Genomic DNA, 16,728 nt, shown 5'->3' on the forward strand with positions numbered 1-16,728 from the left:
GCGGGTGGTGTGCGTGTTGAGGGTCTGCAGCCCGGTTGTCAGAGCATGCACGAGACGCAGCCCTCAACCTCGGTGCCTTCGAGCGCGAGCTGACGGACGCGGATGTAGTACAGCGTCTTGATGCCCTTTCGCCAGGCGTAGATCTGCGCGCGGTTGACCTCGCGAGTGTCCGCGGTGTCCTTGAAGAACAGGGTCAGCGAGAGTCCCTGGTCGACGTGCTGGGTGGCGGCGGCGTACGTGTCGATGATCTTCTCGTAGCCGATCTCGTACGCGTCCTGGTAGTAGTCCAGATTGTCGTTGGTCAGGTATGGCGCCGGGTAGTAGACGCGCCCGATCTTGCCTTCCTTACGGATCTCGATCTTGGACGCAACCGGGTGGATCGACGAGGTGGAGTTGTTGATGTAGCTGATCGAGCCGGTGGGCGGAACGGCCTGCAGGTTCTGGTTGTAGATGCCGTACTTCTGCACGTCGTCCTTGAGCGCACGCCAGTCGTCCTGAGTCGGGATCGCGACCTCGGACTCGGTGAAGAGCTCACGAACCCGCTCAGTGGCCGGCTCCCACACCTGATCGGTGTACTTGTCAAAGAACTCGCCCGAGGCGTACTTCGAGTCCGGGAAGCCCGCGAACCAGCTACCCCGCTCACGCGCGATGGCGTTCGACGAGCGCAGCGCGTGATACAGCACGGTGTAGAAGTAGATGTTCGTGAAGTCCACACCTTCCTCTGACCCGTAGTAGATACGTTCACGCGCCAGGTACCCGTGCAGGTTCATCTGGCCGAGTCCGATCGCGTGTGACTCCGAGTTGCCCCGCTCGATCGAGGGCACAGAATCAATCGACGTCTGGTCTGACACTGCTGAGAGGCCGCGGATCGCGGTCTCAATCGTCCGTCCGAAGTCGGGAGAGTCCATGGCCTTGGCGATGTTCATCGATCCGAGGTTGCAGGAGATGTCCTTACCCACGTGGGAGTAGGTGAGGTCATCGTTATAGGTCGACGGCGTGGAGACCTGGAGGATCTCCGAGCACAGATTGGAATGCGTGATCCGCCCGGCGATTGGGTTGGCGCGGTTCACCGTGTCCTCGTACATGATGTACGGGTACCCGGACTCGAATTGCAGCTCCGCGACGGTCTGGAAGAAGTGCCGTGCGTTGATTTTGGTCTTCTTGATCCGGCTGTCCTCGACCATGTCGTGGTAGTGCTTCGAGATGTCCACGTCGGCGAACGGCTTGCCGTAGATGCGCTCGACGTCGTACGGCGAGAACAAGTACATGTCGTCGTTGCGCTTGGCCAGCTCGAATGTGATGTCTGGTATCACCACGCCCAGCGAGAGAGTCTTGATGCGGATCTTCTCGTCCGCGTTCTCACGCTTGGTATCGAGGAACTTGAAGATGTCCGGGTGGTGGGCGTGCAGGTACACGGCGCCAGCGCCCTGACGGGCACCGAGCTGGTTGGCGTAGGAGAAGGAATCCTCCAGGAGCTTCATCACGGGGATGACGCCCGAGGACTGGTTCTCGATGTGCTTGATGGGCGCACCGTGCTCACGGAGATTCGACAGGAGAAGGGCTACGCCGCCGCCGCGCTTGGACAGCTGCAGCGCCGAGTTGATGCCGCGGCCGATCGACTCCATGTTGTCCTCAATACGCAACAGGAAGCAGGAAACGGGCTCGCCGCGCTGCTTCTTGCCGGAGTTGAGGAAGGTGGGCGTGGCCGGCTGGAATCGGCCGTCGATGATCTCGTCGACCAACTGCCGGGCCAGCGCCTCGTCGCCGGCGGCGAGGGTGAGCGCGACCATGCAGACCCGGTCCTCGTAGCGCTCGAGGTAGCGCTTACCGTCGAAGGTCTTGAGCGTGTACGAGGTGTAGTACTTGAACGCCCCCAAGAAGGTCTGGAAACGGAACTTCTTGGCGTAGGCGTAGTCGAACAGTTCGCGAACATAGTCCCGCGTGTACTGGTCGAGCACCTCGCGCTCGTAATAGTCCTTCTCCACCAGGTAATCGAGCTTCTCGTCCAGGTTGTGGAAGAAGACCGTGTTCTGGTTGACGTGCTGGAGGAAATACTCGCGAGCGGCTTCGCGGTCCTTGTCGAACTGGATGTTCCCATCCGCGTCGTACAGATTGAGCATGGCGTTGAGCGCGTGGTAGTCCATACGCTGCCCCTCGGTCGCCATGGTGCCGGTGCTCTCGGGGGTCACTGTTGGTGCTGCCAAAACTCTTCCAATCCCTCTCGGACGCGGATTACGTCCTCCTGTGTGCCCATCAACTCGAACCGATAGAGATACGGGATCTCCAGCTTTGTGGAGATCACGTTTCCTGAGCGTCCGAAATCGGCTCCGAAGTTGGTGTTACCGCCGGCGATGACTCCCCGGCAGAGATTTCTGTTGTGCGTGTTGTTCAGAAACGCGACCACCTGACGCGGGACCGCGGCTCCGTTCTTCCCGGTGATCTCGAGGCTTCCCCCGTAGGTCGGGACGATCAGAACATATGGGTCCGACACGACGGGCATCGATTCGGTCTTCCGCACCGGTATACGCACCGCGGGAAGGCCGAGCCGATCAACGAATTTCTTCGTGTACTCGGACACGTTGGAGAAGTAGACGATCCTCACCGGCTCGTCGGCCGGCATCGGAGCCGCCATGGCTGCCCCCTAGTCGCTATGAACTCTGGTGAATCTGTGTCTTTCTACGATCAGGCCGCGACCGACGCGAGCGCCTTGATGCGGTCGGGACGGAATCCGGACCAGTGGTCCGAACCGGCCACGACAACCGGCGCCTGGAGGTAGCCGAGCGCCATGACGTACTCGCGAGCCTCGTCCTCCACCGAGATGTCGACGATCTCGTACTCGATGCCCTGCTTGTCGAGCGCCTTGTAGGTGGCATTGCACTGGACGCAGGCGGGCTTGGTGTAGACGGTGACCATGAGTACTCGGGACCTCTTTCAGCACGTGCGCCGGATGGCGCGGAGGGGCTCTTCTGTGTTCGGGTATCGCGACCGAGGATTGCTCCCCGCCTGTGGACGACCACGGTGTCTGTCGGGGTTCGCGGACCGAATCCCACTGATGGCATTCGTTGGTGCCGCAATGCTCTAGACACTACCCCTAGTGGCCAACGAGTCAATCAACCACAACATTTTGGTCTTACAACGCTGGAATTCCCAGGTCGCGATCCCGCCTTGTGGGACACCGTGTGCCCCTGTTCGGGACGCCGCGCCGGATCACGACGCGATGTCCTCCCGCCACTACTCTGCCCTCTCCAGAGCGCCCCTGGCGACCACTTCCGGCAACACACAAGTCGCCCCCAGACGCCTCACAAGTTGTCCCCATAAGCTCCACAGAATTTGCCTGCTAATGGCTGCCCGGCCCACCCCACCCGGGGTAGGGCCCGACACCATCCGGTGCTCGCCCACACTGGCCAGGTGGCTGCCCGGGGAGGCGCTGACCGAACCGACCGGCCGCCGTAACGGGGGGATGAGCTTGATCGCGCGGCAGCCCCGGTGATCCGCCTCAAAAACGCCCACAAATGACGAGGGCCCGCCGCCGGCGAACCGGTAGCGGGCCCTCGTGGGTGCGTGAGAACTCACGCGGACACTGATCAGCCCTGGCGGGCCTTGAACCTGGGGTCCTTGCGGTTGATCACGTAGACCTTGCCGCGGCGGCGGACAACCTGGGCGCCCGGCTTGTTCTTCAGCGACCGAAGGGACTTGCGGACCTTCATGTGGCGCTCCTTAGGCTCTCGGGGCGGCCGCTACGGCCGCCGACACGACTGGGATTCACTGTGCGACACGTCCGACTCTAGAGACGGATGCACGACACACAACTGGTCAATCGTAGCGGAATGCCCGGCCGGAACTCCAACCGGCGCCCGGCCGCACCCCGTCCCCCCTGAGATGCTTCGCAGACATCACATGAGGTTCCTATGCTGGGCGCCATGACCGAGACCCCGGCAGACCACGGCCACCTCCGCGCCGCCATCATCGCCGAACTCGGCGTCCGTCCCGAGATCGACCCTCTGAAGGAGATCGACTCAAGGGTCAGGTTTCTCGTCGACTATCTACGTTCAACGCCTGCCACGGGCTTCGTCCTCGGCATCAGCGGTGGGCAGGACTCCACCCTCGCGGGCAAGCTATGCCAGCTCGCAGCACAGCGCCTACGCGAGGAAGGAATGTCACAGGCCCGGTTTGTGGCCATGCGTCTGCCGTACGGTGAGCAGGCGGACGAGGCTGATGCACGGACGGCCCTGGACTTCATTCGCCCTGACGCGTGCCTCACGGTGGATGTCCGTCCAGCCTCAGACGCCTCCTCCGCAGCGGCCGCTACGGCACTCTCCGAGATCCCCCAACACAGTGGCCCGCTCCGCGACTTCGTGCGAGGCAACGTGAAGGCGCGGGAGCGCATGATCGCGCAGTATGCCGTGGCGGGACAGTTGGGCTTACTCGTCGTGGGAACCGACCACGCAGCCGAGGCTGTCACAGGGTTTTACACCAAGTATGGCGACGGCGGTGCCGATCTGACTCCGCTGGCCGGCCTGAGTAAACGACAGGGCGCCGCACTACTGCGCGACCTCGAGGCACCGGAGTCCACATGGCGGAAGATCCCCACGGCCGACCTCGAGGATGATCGGCCCGGCATTCCCGACGAAGTAGCGCTCGGTGTGACTTATTCCCAGATCGACGACTACCTGGAGGGATGCGACGGACTTGAGGACGCGGCTATAGCTCGGATCGAGCAGCTTTATCTCAATTCGCGCCACAAGCGCGCGATGCCGACGGCGCCACACGACACGTGGTGGCGGTGAGCAGGAGTCAACGTAGAAGTGTCCAGACCTGCTCGAGAGCATCGGTCGTGCCGGGCACGTCAACAGACTGCGGGACGAACACTGCTGCGGAGCGACCGGTGCGTCTGTTCACGTAGCCGATAGTCCCAAGGCCTCCCGCCCATCCCACTACCTCGTGTGAACGGACCTCGACCTGGTAGCCGTAACCATTACCTGGCTCGACGAAGCCGGCGGAGAGAGCGACCTGTTCGGACGTCAGGTGGTCGGTGCACATCTGTTGAGCGGTGTCAGCGGAGAGGACCGGGCTTCCCACGACCAGGACATCCAGGAAACGCAGGTAGCCCTCGATCGTCGAGGTCAAGCCGCACGCTAGCGAGGCAAAGGTAGGCGGCGCGCTGAATCTCGTCACGGTATCAAGGGCGCGAATCCCGCCGTTCGGATCGGCCGCATAAGAAATCGGCAGTCGCCCCGGGGCGGCGGTGAAGCCGATGTCCTGGAGCCCGAGAGGGTCGCAAACGTGCTCCTCTAAGAGTTCGGACAGGGAACGACCGGTGGCCCGCGCCAGCAGCACTCCGAGGACATCACTGCAGTTGTGGTAATTCCACCCACGGCCGGGTTGGTTCGACAGCGGAAGTGACCCCAGTCGCCCCATATAGTCGTCTGCGAACATCTGTGGGGCGAACGGGCCCGGCGCTATCTGCTGCGCGGCCATCGCCTCGGCGAGCGGAGTTCCCTGTCCGGCCCATCCGAAACCCGCGGTCATCGTCAGTAGATGCCGCAAGGTGATGGCGCGTTCGGCGGGGCCGAACTGGTCAAGTGGACCGTCCGGGCGGGTGAGGACCCGTGGCTCGGACAATTCTGGGAGATATTCCGCGACTGGATCGTCGAGCCTGAGGATCCCGAGTTCCACCATCAGCAGTGTGAGCACCCCACCGATCGGCTTACTGTTGGAAGACAGGGGAATATCGCGTCGGCGAGTAACGGTGGCCCCTCAAGCGCGGACGCACCCCCGTCACGATCCGGGTCCTGCCGTTCTCGTGGATCCCAGCCGCGAAACCGACCAATCTCCCGGTGGCGACAATCTGGTCCAGTGCGTCTACCACCTTGTCTACGGCGTCCATGTCTCCTCCGGTCAGGCTCCGATTTCCAGCTTCTCAGCTGACCGCCCTTAGTAGGACCGCAATCGGTCGTTCTCGGGAACACGCATACGCCGTCGACTTGCACGGTCTACGGGCTACCGGATCGCAGGCTGGGAGACAGTCTCGGATCGGGACCATTCTGAGGACGTGTCCGCCACCGACCACTCGGTTCGCGTCCGTTGGACACCCGTGCGGCGTCTTACAGTACGCCTCAAGAGGTGCAGCCCGTCCGGTATCTACCGGACGGGCTGCCATTTATTCGGTGGAGCTAAGGGGACTCGAACCCCTGACCCCCACACTGCCAGTGTGGTGCGCTACCAGCTGCGCCATAGCCCCGTATGCATTTCTCTCCGCTCACCCTTGGGTGACCGGCCCGACCTAAGTTACACCACCGCGGCAGCGGCCTCCAAATCGACTCCGCCCCACCCGTCGACGGCGGGCACGGAGAAGCGGTCTCTCGGCGCAACCCCCGAAATGCACCGCGCCCCCAGTCTGTTATCGACTGGGGGCGCGGCCCGAGTTGTGGAGCTGCCGGGAATTGAACCCGGGTCCTCCGCAGCATCGGCAGGGCTTCTCCGTGCGCAGTCCGCTGTGGTCTCTACTTGGATCTCGCCCTGGCGCGGACACCTCGGCGATGACGATCCCAGTCACTGTTTGTTGTCCCGACCCATCCCGTGACCGGATGAGCCGGTGATCCCTCTAGATGATGCCGGTGACCGGGGCGAGGGCTACCCCGGGCCGACAGACTACGAGCTCGCTATCAGGCAGCGAGGGCGTAGTCGCGCTGATTAGTATCGGCGCGTAATTGGTTGCCGCGACGCTTACGGTGGTCTCTGGCCTGCACCGGCACGCTTCCCCTGCGTCAACTCACGTAGTCGAAACCACATCAGCCCCGTCAGGTTCCGCCGACTCTCGACGACGGACTGCTAACCATACCCCGGAAGCACCGCTGCGGCCAGGGTGACCTTCGTCTCGTGCTCAGCCGAGGGCGAGCAGGGCAATCGCGACCAACGCCAGCATCAGGCCGACCACCTGGACAGGGCGCATACGCTCACCGCCGTGGGAGACGGCGAGTGCCACGGTGAAGGCCGGGTAGAGGGCTGCGATCACACTGACCAGGGAGAGCATGCCGGCCTGCGAAGCGAAGTAGAAAGCCCCATTGGCGACGGCATCGAAGATCGCGATCGCCACACCGATCGCGATGAGCCGCCCGGAGAATCGGAACGATTCCCGTGCCAGCACCGCCACGGTCACCAGGATCGCGGTGGCACCGATCCGTGATGCGGCGACCGGCCAGAGTCCCTCGCCAGCAGGCACCCGGGACAGGAGAACGAAGAACGCGGCGAACGCCAGCCCGGAGAACACGCTGAGCCCCAGCAGTCTTCCGGTCAGACGACCGTGCTGCACTGACGAGCCCGCCTCTCCCTCCAGAGACACCAGCATGGTGGCCACCAGCGCCACGAGCATCCCCACAGCCACCCCGACCGAGGGCCTCTCCCCCGCGGCGAGCCCGAAAGCCAGCGGTCCCGCCGCAGCGAGGATCGCCGTGATCGGCGAGATCACGCTCATCGGGCCCCTGGAGAGGGCGCCGTAGAACGTCCAAACGGCGACACCAGAGGCCAGGCCAGACGCGAGGCCCCACGCGATTCCGACCGAAGTGGGGGAACCTCCCGCCACGAAGGCCGCGATACCCACCAAGAGAATCGACGCCGGGTAGGAGATGCTGACCACGCGGAGCACGCGGGCGCGGCGGGAGGCGACCCCACCGAGGTAGTCACTGATGCCGTACGCCACCGCCGAAGTCGACGCCAGCGCAACCGGCATCATGCCTTCATGCCCTTGATCTTCCTGCCCAGTTCGCGAATCGCTTCGCGCTCGGCTGTCCGGCGGGCTATGTCCTGACGCTTATCGTGCGCCTGCTTGCCGCGCGCGACTGCCAACTCGACTTTCACCCGCCCGTTGACGAAGTACAGGGACAACGGGACGAGGGTCGCGTTTCCCTCCCGCACCTTGCCGATGAGTGAATCGATCTCGCGGCGGTGGAGAAGTAGTTTTCGCGCACGCTTCGGAGCATGGTTGGTCCAGCTCCCGTGTGAATACTCTGGGATGTGGAGCCCGCGGAGCCATACTTCGCCGTCGTCAACCGTGGCAAACGCGTCGACCAACGAGGCCTTTCCCTCGCGCATGCTCTTGATCTCGGTCCCCACCAAGGCGATGCCCGCCTCGTGAGTGTCGAGGATCTGGTATTCGTGCCTGGCCTTACGGTTGCTGGCGACTACGCTCCCGTCGGTACCGAGGGACGACGCACCTTTTTTCTTATTCTTCTTGGCCACGTCGATTCACCTCCTGGTTTCGTGGTCGGGCAGACCCCTGAGTGTAGATCAGGAGCCGGTCAGTACCGAACCCGAAGGCGCAGAGTGGCCCACGCGGTCAGCGCCGACACCACCCCGCCGGCCACCACGAGAACCGGGGCAAGGACCAGTACGTCCACGGTGGTGATCCTCTCGACGATGTTCGCCCGATACGCCTCTTCGAGCACGCGGTCGAGAAAGAGTGCCTTAGCGCCGAGCAAACCGCCCACCGCGAGCACGGCCCCGGTGACCGCAGTGATCACCGCCTCCAGGACGAACGGCATCTCGGTGTACCGGCGGCTCGCACCGACCAGCCGCATGATCCCCACCGCCGTCCGCCGGGTGAACGCCGCGATCTGGGTCATGTTCGCGATAAGCAGGACAGTCGCCACGAGTTGAACGGCCGCGATCGCAAAGGCGGCGTTTCGGACGCCGTCCAGCACGGAGAACACCCGCGCTACCAGCTCGTCCTGCCCCTCCACCATCTCGATTCCCTCGACATCCTCGAGTTCCCCCGCCACGGCCTCAGCCTGGGTGGGATCGGTGAGCACCAGGGTGAACCTCGACCCGAAGGCGTCCTCGGAGGTCTCCTCCACCAGCACCGGATCAGTCGAGGCGAACAGATCCACGAACTCCTCGTAGACCTCGTCCGGGTTCTTGTATTCGACGGCCTCGACACCATCGGTGCCCTCGAGCCGCTCGCGGATCGTCGCGCACTCCGCGGAGCAGTCCGGGTCGGCTTCCGAGATCGACAGGTCCACGAAGACGCGCATCTCGTTGAGGAAGTCGTACTTGTCCTGACTTGCCGACGCGGTCATCGCCACGAGCAGCCCGGCCCCGAGCATCCCCAGTGCGACGGCGGTGGTGATGATCATGGCCACCGTCATGGACAGATTGCGACGCAGCCCCTGCGAAACCTCTGAGGCGATGAATGACGCGGACATCAGCGATCAACCCCGTAGGTGCCGCGGGCGTCGTCCCGCACGACCGAGCCGTCGACCAGTTCCACCACTCGCCGCCGGGACCGGTCCACGATATGGCGGTCGTGCGTGGCCATGAGCACCGTGGTGCCCGTCCGATTGATCCTGTCCAACAGGAGCATGATGTCCTCGCTGGTCTCGGGATCGAGATTGCCTGTGGGTTCGTCGGCGAGCAACAGAACCGGGCGGTTGACGAATGCGCGCGCGATCGCGACACGCTGCTGCTCCCCGCCGGAGAGTTCATGCGGACGGCGGTTGGCCTTGTTCCCGAGACCCACCATGTCGAGCGTCTCCGGGACCACCTTGTCGATAGCTCGTCGGGACCTACCGATCACGCGTAGCGCGAACGCCACGTTCTCCGCGACGGTCTTCTCCTGCAGGAGCCGGAAGTCCTGGAACACGCAGCCGAGGGTGCGCCTGAGCGCTGGAACGTCACCGCGCTTCATCCGCGTCAGGTCGTGCCCCGCCACCGTGAGGGTGCCTGAGTCCGGCCTCTCCTCTCGCAGGAGCAACCGGAGGAACGTGGACTTGCCCGAACCGGACGCTCCGATCAGGAAGGCGAACTCGCCCTCCTCGATCTTTACGCTTACGTCGGACAGAGCCGGGCGCGTGCCTGACGCGTACGACTTGGTCACATGGGAGGCACTGATCACTCCGACAGGTTAACCGCAGCCACGCCCGACACAGGACGGTCGGGGTCCTTCACACCACCTTCCGGACCTCGCGCTTGAGTATTTTCCCGGACGCGTTGCGGGGGATCTCGTCGAGGATCACGAGATCGTGCGGAAGTTTGTAGTGGGCTATCCGCTCCCCGCAGAACTCGCGCAAATCGTCGATGCTGAGCTCTGCTCCGTCGTTGAGAGTGACGACGGCGACGATCGATTCACCGAAATCAGGATGCGGACGGGCCACTACCGCGCAATCCAGGACCGCGGGGTGTGCAGCTACCGCACCCTCGACCTCGACCGAGTACACATTGCGACCGCCGGTGATGATCATGTCCTTGAGTCTGTCCACGACGGTCATGTATCCATCGGCGTCGAGAAGGGTCAGGTCACCGGTGTGCAACCAACCGTCGACGATCGTCTCCGCCGTCTGCTCTGGCTTGTTCCAATACCCCTTCATGACACTGAGCCCCCGCAGAACCATCTCACCGACCTCCCCGGGGGCCACGTCCTCGCCATCCTCGCCGACCACCCTGACCTCAAGATTGATCAACGCACTGCGTCCGGACGCGTCGGGGCGCGCCACAACCTCGTCGTGGCTGGCAAAAATGCCGCCGGGTCCGGCCTCGGTCTGCCCGCACAGCTGCATGAACTCCACGCCGGGGAAAGTCGCGACAAGCTTCTCCACCGCTGTCGCGGCCATGGGCGCGGCCCCGAACATGCCCGTACGCCAGGCGGACACGTCACGGTTCTCGACTCCGGGGACGCGCAAGAGGAACTGGAACATCGTGGGCACGCCGAACATCATGGTGACGCGCTCGTTCTCCAGTGTGTCCAGGACCGCCGAAGGGTCGAAGCCGTCGTGGACTATATGGGTGGCACCGCAGAACGTGCCCGGTAGCAGCATCAGGTTCAGTTCCGCGGAGTGGTACAGGGGCGCCACGTGCAACAGGCGGTCGCGATCCTTCAACCCCACGCAGGCGATGAACGCCGCCGTGTGCCACATGAGTTGTTATTGGTCGAAGAGGGCACCCTTCGGCTTGCCCGTGGTGCCCGACGTGTAGAGGATCTCCGCGTCGTCGTCCGCGGCCACACCCACATCGACCGGCGTCGAGGGCGCCTCGTCGGCCAGCGCGATCAGGTCGGGGTGATTCTCGTCATCTCCCAGACACATGATCGCCAATTCATCCGGAAGCCCCGACCCGGTCGCATCTCGTACCGCGGCGGCGACCTTAGGTGCGAACAGGAGGACGGACGCACCAGAGTCCCGCACCAGGTAGTCGATCTCCGGCCCCGCCGACGCCGGGTTCACGGGTACCACCACCGCGCCGACGCGTTGCGCCGCGTAGAACGCGATCACGAACCAGTCGGTATTGGTGGACATCAACGCCAGGCGATCCCCTTTGCGCATCCCCCGGTCTCGCAGCACGTGCGCCGCGCGATCGACAGCGCGGTTCAACTCGGCGTAGGTGTACCGCCGCTCGTTATACACCAGCGCTTCTCGCTCCGGTACCCGCATGGCCGTGGAGCGCAGCGCGCTCTCGATGGTGGGTGTGCGTGTTGTTCCTTGAAGGGGCACGACGAAACCTCCGTGATCGCAAACTCTGTTGCCTACGTCACATCATGCTCTCACTCATTCGTCAAGGTGCGCACTCGCGTGTGATGGTGCCCGCCCATCCAGCCTGCCCGCGAGGCCCTGGGCGCTACGGGGAGCCCGTCCCCGCAGGGGCCTCGGCGGGGGCTACCTGCTGTTGCTGCTGCGCTGGCGCCTGCTGCTGCGCCGGCGCCTGCTGCTGCCCGGCATCGCCCGGCGTCGGGACAACGGTGGCAGTCTGCCCGCCCTGCGGCGTCGCCGACGAGGCAGTTGTGTCATCCGTGGCATCGGACTGCGTGGGCTCGTCAAAGTCCTCCTCGCTCGATGCCGAGACGGACGTCTCCTCGGTCGGCGTCTGGCCCGCTCCGGACGGGGTGGCAGATGTGGTCCCTGTCGACTCGCTCGTCGACGGGCCGGACGGGGCCCGCACCTGGAGGACCGGATTCTCGCGTACCACCAGGTATAACGCGCCCACCAAGACAAACGCGATGAGGAGGATCGCCGTGGTTCGGGACATCCGAAAGAACTCACCGAGAAGCGCCACGATCTTCGGCCGGGCTTTTCGGGAGGGCGCGTCCGGTGGCGGTACCTTGCCCGGCCCAAGAGGATCGCCGGTGATCCGTGGCTCTTCGCCGGTCACCGCAGAAGGGGATGACTGCTCGTCACCGGCGGGGTCCACCTCAAAGCGGGCGGTGTCGTCGTCCTGTGATCCAGCCATCAGATGTTCTCCTCTCCGGGCTCCGGCCGCACCATGCCCGCACGGATCGCCGCGAGTGCCTCCGGCTCGAGCACAATTCCCTCGGCACGGAAGCGCCGCAGGATCACGGCGCGCATCCGGCGACCGACCTGCCATTGCATCCCGGGCTTGGTCCGGGCGAGCAACCGCATGACCGTCTGCTCGAGGCGAATCGACTGCACGCCCATCACAGAGGGCTCGTCGAGGATGTAGGTGCCCACATACTCGTCATCGACGATGTCCCGGCAGACGCCGAGCAGCACCTCGTTGGCCTTGTCCATGTCCGCGTTGTTCGGCACCGGGACATCAATGATCGCCCGCGCCCAGTCCTGCGACTGGTTGATCGCGGTGATGATCTGACCGTTGGGGACGATCACGGCCTCGCCGTCGAGGGTCCGGAGACGGGTGACGCGCAACGTGACGTCCTCGATGGTGCCTCCGCTGACACCGGTAGAGGTCGTCAGTTCGACGATGTCGCCGTAGCCGTACTGCCGCTCGGCGAGGATGAAGAACCCGGCGAGAAAATCCTGGACGATCTTCTGGGCGCCAAAACCCAGCGCGGCACCGAGCACGGTCGCGGGGGCAACCAGCGTGACGAGATTGACCCCGAAGCGCAGTAGCACCTGGATACCGAAAATTATGTACACGATCCCGATCACGACGTACGAGATCACCTGGATCAATGAATGGAGGTGCTTGGACTCCTCCGACCAGAACTCGTCCTCACTGTGCCTCGCATCGATCCGACCGGTCCACATGCGGCTGATCTTGCCGATCGCCCGGGTGATCAACGCGGCGCCGAGAATGAGGAGGACGACCTCCAGCCCATCATTTCTAAGCCAGGCCAGAATGGGTCCGAAATCTCCGTGCAGGGTCACTCCGCGTCGGCCCCTTCCCTCATCCGCCAACGGATGCCAGCTTCGATGAAGCCGCTGATGTCACCGTCAAGGACCGCGGAGGGGTTGTTTACCTCGTAGTCCGTCCGCAGGTCCTTGACCATCTGGTACGGATGCAGCACATAGGAGCGCATCTGATTACCCCAGGAGGCGTTGCCGCCGGCGCCTAGCGCGTCCATCGCAGCGCGCTCCTCCTGACGCTTGCGCTCCAGGAGTTTGGCCTGCAGCACCTTCATGGCCGCGACTTTGTTCTGCAGCTGCGACTTCTCGTTCTGACAGGTCACAACGATTCCAGTGGGAACGTGCGTCAACCGCACCGCCGAGTCGGTCGTGTTAACCGACTGACCACCGGGCCCGGAGGACCGGTAAACGTCCACACGGACGTCGTTCTCTGGAATGTCGATCGAGTCCACCGTCTCCACAACGGGCAGCACTTCGACCTCGGCGAACGAGGTCTGGCGACGGCCCTGGTTATCGAACGGGGAGATACGGACGAGGCGGTGGGTCCCCTGCTCCACCGAGAGGGTCCCGTACATGTACGGATCCCTGACGACGAACGTGGCGGACTTGATCCCCGCCTCCTCCGCGTACGAGGTGTCGTAGACCTCGACCTTGTGGCCGGCCTTCTCCGCCCAGCGGATGTACATCCGCATGAGCATGTCGGCAAAGTCCGCGGCATCGATACCGCCGGCACCAGCGCGGATATTGACCACGGCCTCACGTTGGTCATACTCACCGCTGAGCATCGTCTTGACCTCCATGGCCTCGACGTCCTCACGCAGGTTCGCCCGCTCCAGGTCGGCCTCGGCGACGGCATCCTCGCCTTCCTCTTCCGCCAGTTCATACATCAGCGGGAGGTCTTCGACCCGTTGGCGGAGGGCACGACAACGCCGGAGGTCCGCCTGGACGTAGGAGAGCTCGCTGGTGACCTTCTGCGCCCGTTCCTGGTCGTTCCACAGATCCGGGTCGGCGGCCATCTGCTCGAGTTCGTCGACGCGGCGGGCGAGTTCCTCGATGTCAAGGACCTTCTCGACCGTGGTCATGGTGGCGTCGAGGGCTGCGATGTCGGCGGATACGTCAGGGTGCACAGAATCCAACTCTACGCGGGTTGGGCGTCTTCTCGCGTTTGCACACCCTTCTTCCGCGCGTGGCCGATCGCTTCTCCGCCGGCCACCCGCCAGAGGTAGCGTCACGGTCACGGACCGTCCACCACCGAAGGTGAGCGGGCCCCCGGCGCCTGGGAGGAACTGCATGTCGATCGACACCCGCCAAGCGGGGCTGCGCGGCGGGGCCGCGGCGGAGATGAATGACGCCGATCTCGCTGCCCATCTCGTCGTCGACGCCGGAAACCTCGCTCGCCGACTGCGCGAGGACGGACTGTCAGTTCGCCACAAAACCTCGGTTTCCGACGTTGTCACCCAGGCCGACAAGGCAGCCGAGCGGCACATCACCTCCGTCCTGGCCGCGCACCGGCCCGCCGACGGGGTACTAGGCGAGGAAGGCACCCTGGTCAACGGCGACCGCGAACGTCGATGGGTCGTGGACCCGGTCGACGGCACCTACAACTTCGTCTCCGGTTCCGACTACTGGTGCTCGGCGGTCGCCCTGGCCGGCCCGGACGACCGCCTCGTGGGCGCCGTCCATCGACCGGTGACAGGGGAGACCTTCGTGGGCGGCTCAGGGGTACCAACCCGCAGGAATGGCGTCCCTGTGCCCCGTCTCGAACCCGGGGATCTCGCCGACGGGAGCCTGGCCACCTACCTGCACCCGCCCTTCTTCGACGACCCGGACCTCGCCGACCCCTTCCACCGCGTGAGTCGGGGCGCCGCGACCATCCGGATGTTCGGCTCGGGTTCGGTGGACCTGGCGTCGGTGGCGTGTGGAATTCACACTGTCTGGTGCCAGCACTCTTGCCCGGAGTGGGATTGGCTGCCCGGACGTGCGCTCGTCGAGGGCGCCGGCGGGGTGTGCGCGACGGTCGAGGTCAACGGCTACGACTGGTTCGTCGCAGGCCGCCCCGGCGCAGTGGAACAGGCCGTCGGTCTCCTGCTGGGTTGATTCAGCACCCCTTGCCACCTGCGGCGCGTCCGCGTTCTGGGAAAGGCCTGGCGCTCGGAACTTACTCCGAAGTAAGGTAATGGGGACCACATCGTCCACTCCGTTACGAGAACAGCTGGTGATGATGAGCAAGAATCCCACGACCCCGTCCACAACCGGACGCGCGGAAACCTCCACACCGGGCAAAAATCCCACGCGGATCGACGCGATCGGTGCCGCCATGCGCGCCCTCACGACCATCACAGGGTCCGAGTTCGCCGAGCGTTTCAACCTCCGGCAGAAGGTCGACCGAGTGACCTACGAGGCCACCAAGACCGGCTTCAAGACACTGGGTGCCGCCACAGAGTCCTTCAAGAAGGTTTCCGGAGGGGGCACCCCCAAGCGGCTGCCCGACGCCGATGCCGAGGTCAGGTCGGACGCGTTCGACCTGACCCTCGACGACGAGCAGAAGATGATCGTCGAGACGGTACGCGACTTCGCCACGGAGGTCATCCGCCCGGCAGCCCACGACGCGGACGCCGCTGCGAAGGCACCCGCGTCGCTGCTAGAGAGATCCGCCGAAATCGGCGCGACCATGCTCAACGTGCCCGAGGAATTCGAGGGCATCGCCTCCGAACGCGGCGTCGTCACCAACTCTCTCGTCGCCGAGGCGCTCGCTTACGGTGACATGGGACTGGCCCTGCCGATCCTCGCACCGTCCGGCGTGGCCACCACCCTCACCCAGTTCGGCTCGGACGCGCAGCAGAAGTCCTACCTCCCCGCGTTCGCGACGGAGAGCGTCCCAGCCGCTGCCGTGGTGGTGACGGAGCCACGCCCGCTGTTCGATCCCTTCGAGCTCAAGACCACCGCCACTCGCGGCCCCGGAGGCTTCACGCTCAACGGTGTCAAGTCAATGGTTCCGACCGCTGGCAGCGCCGAGCTCTTTGTGGTGGCCGCCAGCCTCGACGGCAAGCCCACCTTCTTCGTCGTGGAGTCCGACACCGAGGGACTCGTGGTGGAGGCCGACCCGTCCATGGGGCTACGCGCCGCGGGCCTCGGCCGGATCCTGCTCAACAATGTCTCCGTGCCGGCTGATGCCGTTCTCGGTGGCCCGGAGGCCTCCGAAGAGGACCGCGCCACCTCGTACGCCGACATCATCCGGCTCGCCCGCCTCGGCTGGGCCTCGCTGGCAGTGGGCACCTCGCACGCGGTTCTGGACTACGTGATCCCCTATGTCAAGGAGCGTCAAGCGTTCGGCGAGCCCATCGCCCACCGTCAGGCCGTGGCGTTCATGGTTGCCGACATCGCCACCGAGCTAGACGGTCTGCGCCTGGTGACCTGGCGTGGCGCCGCTCGCGCCGAGCAGGGCCTGTCCTTCGCCCGCGAGGCCGCCCTGGCGCGAAAGCTCGCGGCGGACAAGGGCATGAAAATCGGCCTTGACGGTGTGCAGCTGCTCGGTGGCCACGGCTTCACCAAGGAGCACCCGGTCGAGCGCTGGTACCGCGATCTCCGCGCCGTCGGAGTGGCCGAGGGTGTGGTGGTCCTGTGATCGACATCCACCGAG

16 protein-coding genes, 1 tRNA gene, 1 other RNA gene and 1 pseudogene are annotated in these 16,728 nt (G+C 64.7%); 3 read left to right on the forward strand and 16 right to left on the reverse strand.

The window, feature by feature from the left end:
• Nucleotides 1–38: 38 nt before the first annotated feature.
• From nrdE to ykgO, 4 genes are all read right to left on the reverse strand, one after another.
• Entirely contained in the window at nt 39–2,165 is a 2,127-nt protein-coding gene (nrdE, locus tag ON04_RS12425; RefSeq protein WP_141564783.1) for a class 1b ribonucleoside-diphosphate reductase subunit alpha, read from the reverse strand.
• A gap of 20 nt (nt 2,166–2,185) precedes the next feature.
• The gene (gene nrdI / locus ON04_RS12430) at nt 2,186–2,632 is read right to left on the reverse strand and encodes a class Ib ribonucleoside-diphosphate reductase assembly flavoprotein NrdI (protein WP_010541954.1); all 447 of its coding nucleotides are present in this window, start codon (nt 2,630–2,632) and stop codon (nt 2,186–2,188) included.
• Nucleotides 2,633–2,682: 50 nt separating this feature from the next.
• Nucleotides 2,683–2,913: a glutaredoxin-like protein NrdH gene (nrdH, locus tag ON04_RS12435; RefSeq protein WP_010541955.1), complete on the reverse strand. Its 231-nt coding sequence runs from the start codon at nt 2,911–2,913 to the stop codon at nt 2,683–2,685.
• A 671-nt stretch (nt 2,914–3,584) separates the two neighbouring features.
• Nucleotides 3,585–3,707, reverse strand: a complete 123-nt coding sequence (gene ykgO / locus ON04_RS12440) for a type B 50S ribosomal protein L36 (protein ID WP_010541956.1) — start codon at nt 3,705–3,707, stop codon at nt 3,585–3,587.
• A 213-nt stretch (nt 3,708–3,920) separates the two neighbouring features.
• Here ykgO and nadE point away from each other — a divergent pair, with 213 nt between their 5' ends.
• Entirely contained in the window at nt 3,921–4,787 is an 867-nt protein-coding gene (nadE, locus tag ON04_RS12445) for an ammonia-dependent NAD(+) synthetase (RefSeq protein WP_029458375.1), read from the forward strand.
• A gap of 7 nt (nt 4,788–4,794) precedes the next feature.
• Here the strand turns inward: nadE and ON04_RS12450 are convergent, their stop codons facing one another.
• The 12 genes and pseudogenes from ON04_RS12450 to prfB all read right to left on the reverse strand — a co-directional run bounded on the left by ON04_RS12450 (nt 4,795) and on the right by prfB (nt 14,215).
• The gene (locus ON04_RS12450) at nt 4,795–5,694 is read right to left on the reverse strand and encodes a serine hydrolase domain-containing protein (RefSeq protein WP_010541958.1); all 900 of its coding nucleotides are present in this window, start codon (nt 5,692–5,694) and stop codon (nt 4,795–4,797) included.
• A 474-nt stretch (nt 5,695–6,168) separates the two neighbouring features.
• A tRNA-Ala gene (locus ON04_RS12460) sits at nt 6,169–6,241 on the reverse strand.
• A 184-nt stretch (nt 6,242–6,425) separates the two neighbouring features.
• Nucleotides 6,426–6,799, reverse strand: a transfer-messenger RNA (tmRNA) gene (gene ssrA, locus ON04_RS16310).
• 84 nt (nt 6,800–6,883) lie between these two features.
• The gene (locus tag ON04_RS12465) at nt 6,884–7,732 is read right to left on the reverse strand and encodes an EamA family transporter (protein WP_010541959.1); all 849 of its coding nucleotides are present in this window, start codon (nt 7,730–7,732) and stop codon (nt 6,884–6,886) included.
• A complete protein-coding gene (smpB, locus tag ON04_RS12470; RefSeq protein WP_010541960.1) occupies nt 7,729–8,238 on the reverse strand; it encodes an SsrA-binding protein SmpB in 510 nt (169 codons plus the stop codon). Before smpB ends, ON04_RS12465 begins: the two co-directional genes overlap by 4 nt.
• Before the next feature lie 59 nt (nt 8,239–8,297).
• Entirely contained in the window at nt 8,298–9,200 is a 903-nt protein-coding gene (ftsX, locus tag ON04_RS12475; RefSeq protein ID WP_010541961.1) for a permease-like cell division protein FtsX, read from the reverse strand.
• Entirely contained in the window at nt 9,200–9,889 is a 690-nt protein-coding gene (gene ftsE / locus ON04_RS12480; RefSeq protein ID WP_010541962.1) for a cell division ATP-binding protein FtsE, read from the reverse strand. Before ftsE ends, ftsX begins: the two co-directional genes overlap by 1 nt.
• 49 nt (nt 9,890–9,938) lie before the next feature.
• Nucleotides 9,939–10,385, reverse strand: a complete 447-nt coding sequence (locus ON04_RS17120) for a class I adenylate-forming enzyme family protein (protein ID WP_337998994.1) — start codon at nt 10,383–10,385, stop codon at nt 9,939–9,941.
• A pseudogene (locus ON04_RS15780) lies at nt 10,359–11,420 on the reverse strand (AMP-binding protein); the annotation flags it as partial. The gene ON04_RS17120 and the pseudogene ON04_RS15780, both read right to left, overlap by 27 nt.
• Nucleotides 11,421–11,604: 184 nt before the next feature.
• Nucleotides 11,605–12,213: a hypothetical protein gene (locus tag ON04_RS12490; RefSeq protein WP_010541963.1), complete on the reverse strand. Its 609-nt coding sequence runs from the start codon at nt 12,211–12,213 to the stop codon at nt 11,605–11,607.
• A complete protein-coding gene (locus ON04_RS12495) occupies nt 12,213–13,109 on the reverse strand; it encodes a mechanosensitive ion channel family protein (protein ID WP_010541964.1) in 897 nt (298 codons plus the stop codon). Before ON04_RS12495 ends, ON04_RS12490 begins: the two co-directional genes overlap by 1 nt.
• Entirely contained in the window at nt 13,106–14,215 is a 1,110-nt protein-coding gene (gene prfB / locus ON04_RS12500; RefSeq protein ID WP_010541965.1) for a peptide chain release factor 2, read from the reverse strand. The genes ON04_RS12495 and prfB overlap by 4 nt, the downstream gene beginning before the upstream one ends.
• Nucleotides 14,216–14,378: 163 nt before the next feature.
• Between prfB and ON04_RS12505 the strand changes: the two genes are divergently transcribed.
• Entirely contained in the window at nt 14,379–15,185 is an 807-nt protein-coding gene (locus ON04_RS12505; protein ID WP_010541966.1) for an inositol monophosphatase family protein, read from the forward strand.
• A gap of 121 nt (nt 15,186–15,306) precedes the next feature.
• The gene (locus ON04_RS12510; RefSeq protein ID WP_033444290.1) at nt 15,307–16,713 is read left to right on the forward strand and encodes an acyl-CoA dehydrogenase family protein; all 1,407 of its coding nucleotides are present in this window, start codon (nt 15,307–15,309) and stop codon (nt 16,711–16,713) included.
• The last annotated feature ends 15 nt before the right edge of the window (nt 16,714–16,728 follow it).

Origin of the sequence: Dietzia alimentaria 72, assembly GCF_000226215.1 — a bacterium.
In the GTDB taxonomy this organism is placed as follows: domain Bacteria; phylum Actinomycetota; class Actinomycetes; order Mycobacteriales; family Mycobacteriaceae; genus Dietzia; species Dietzia alimentaria.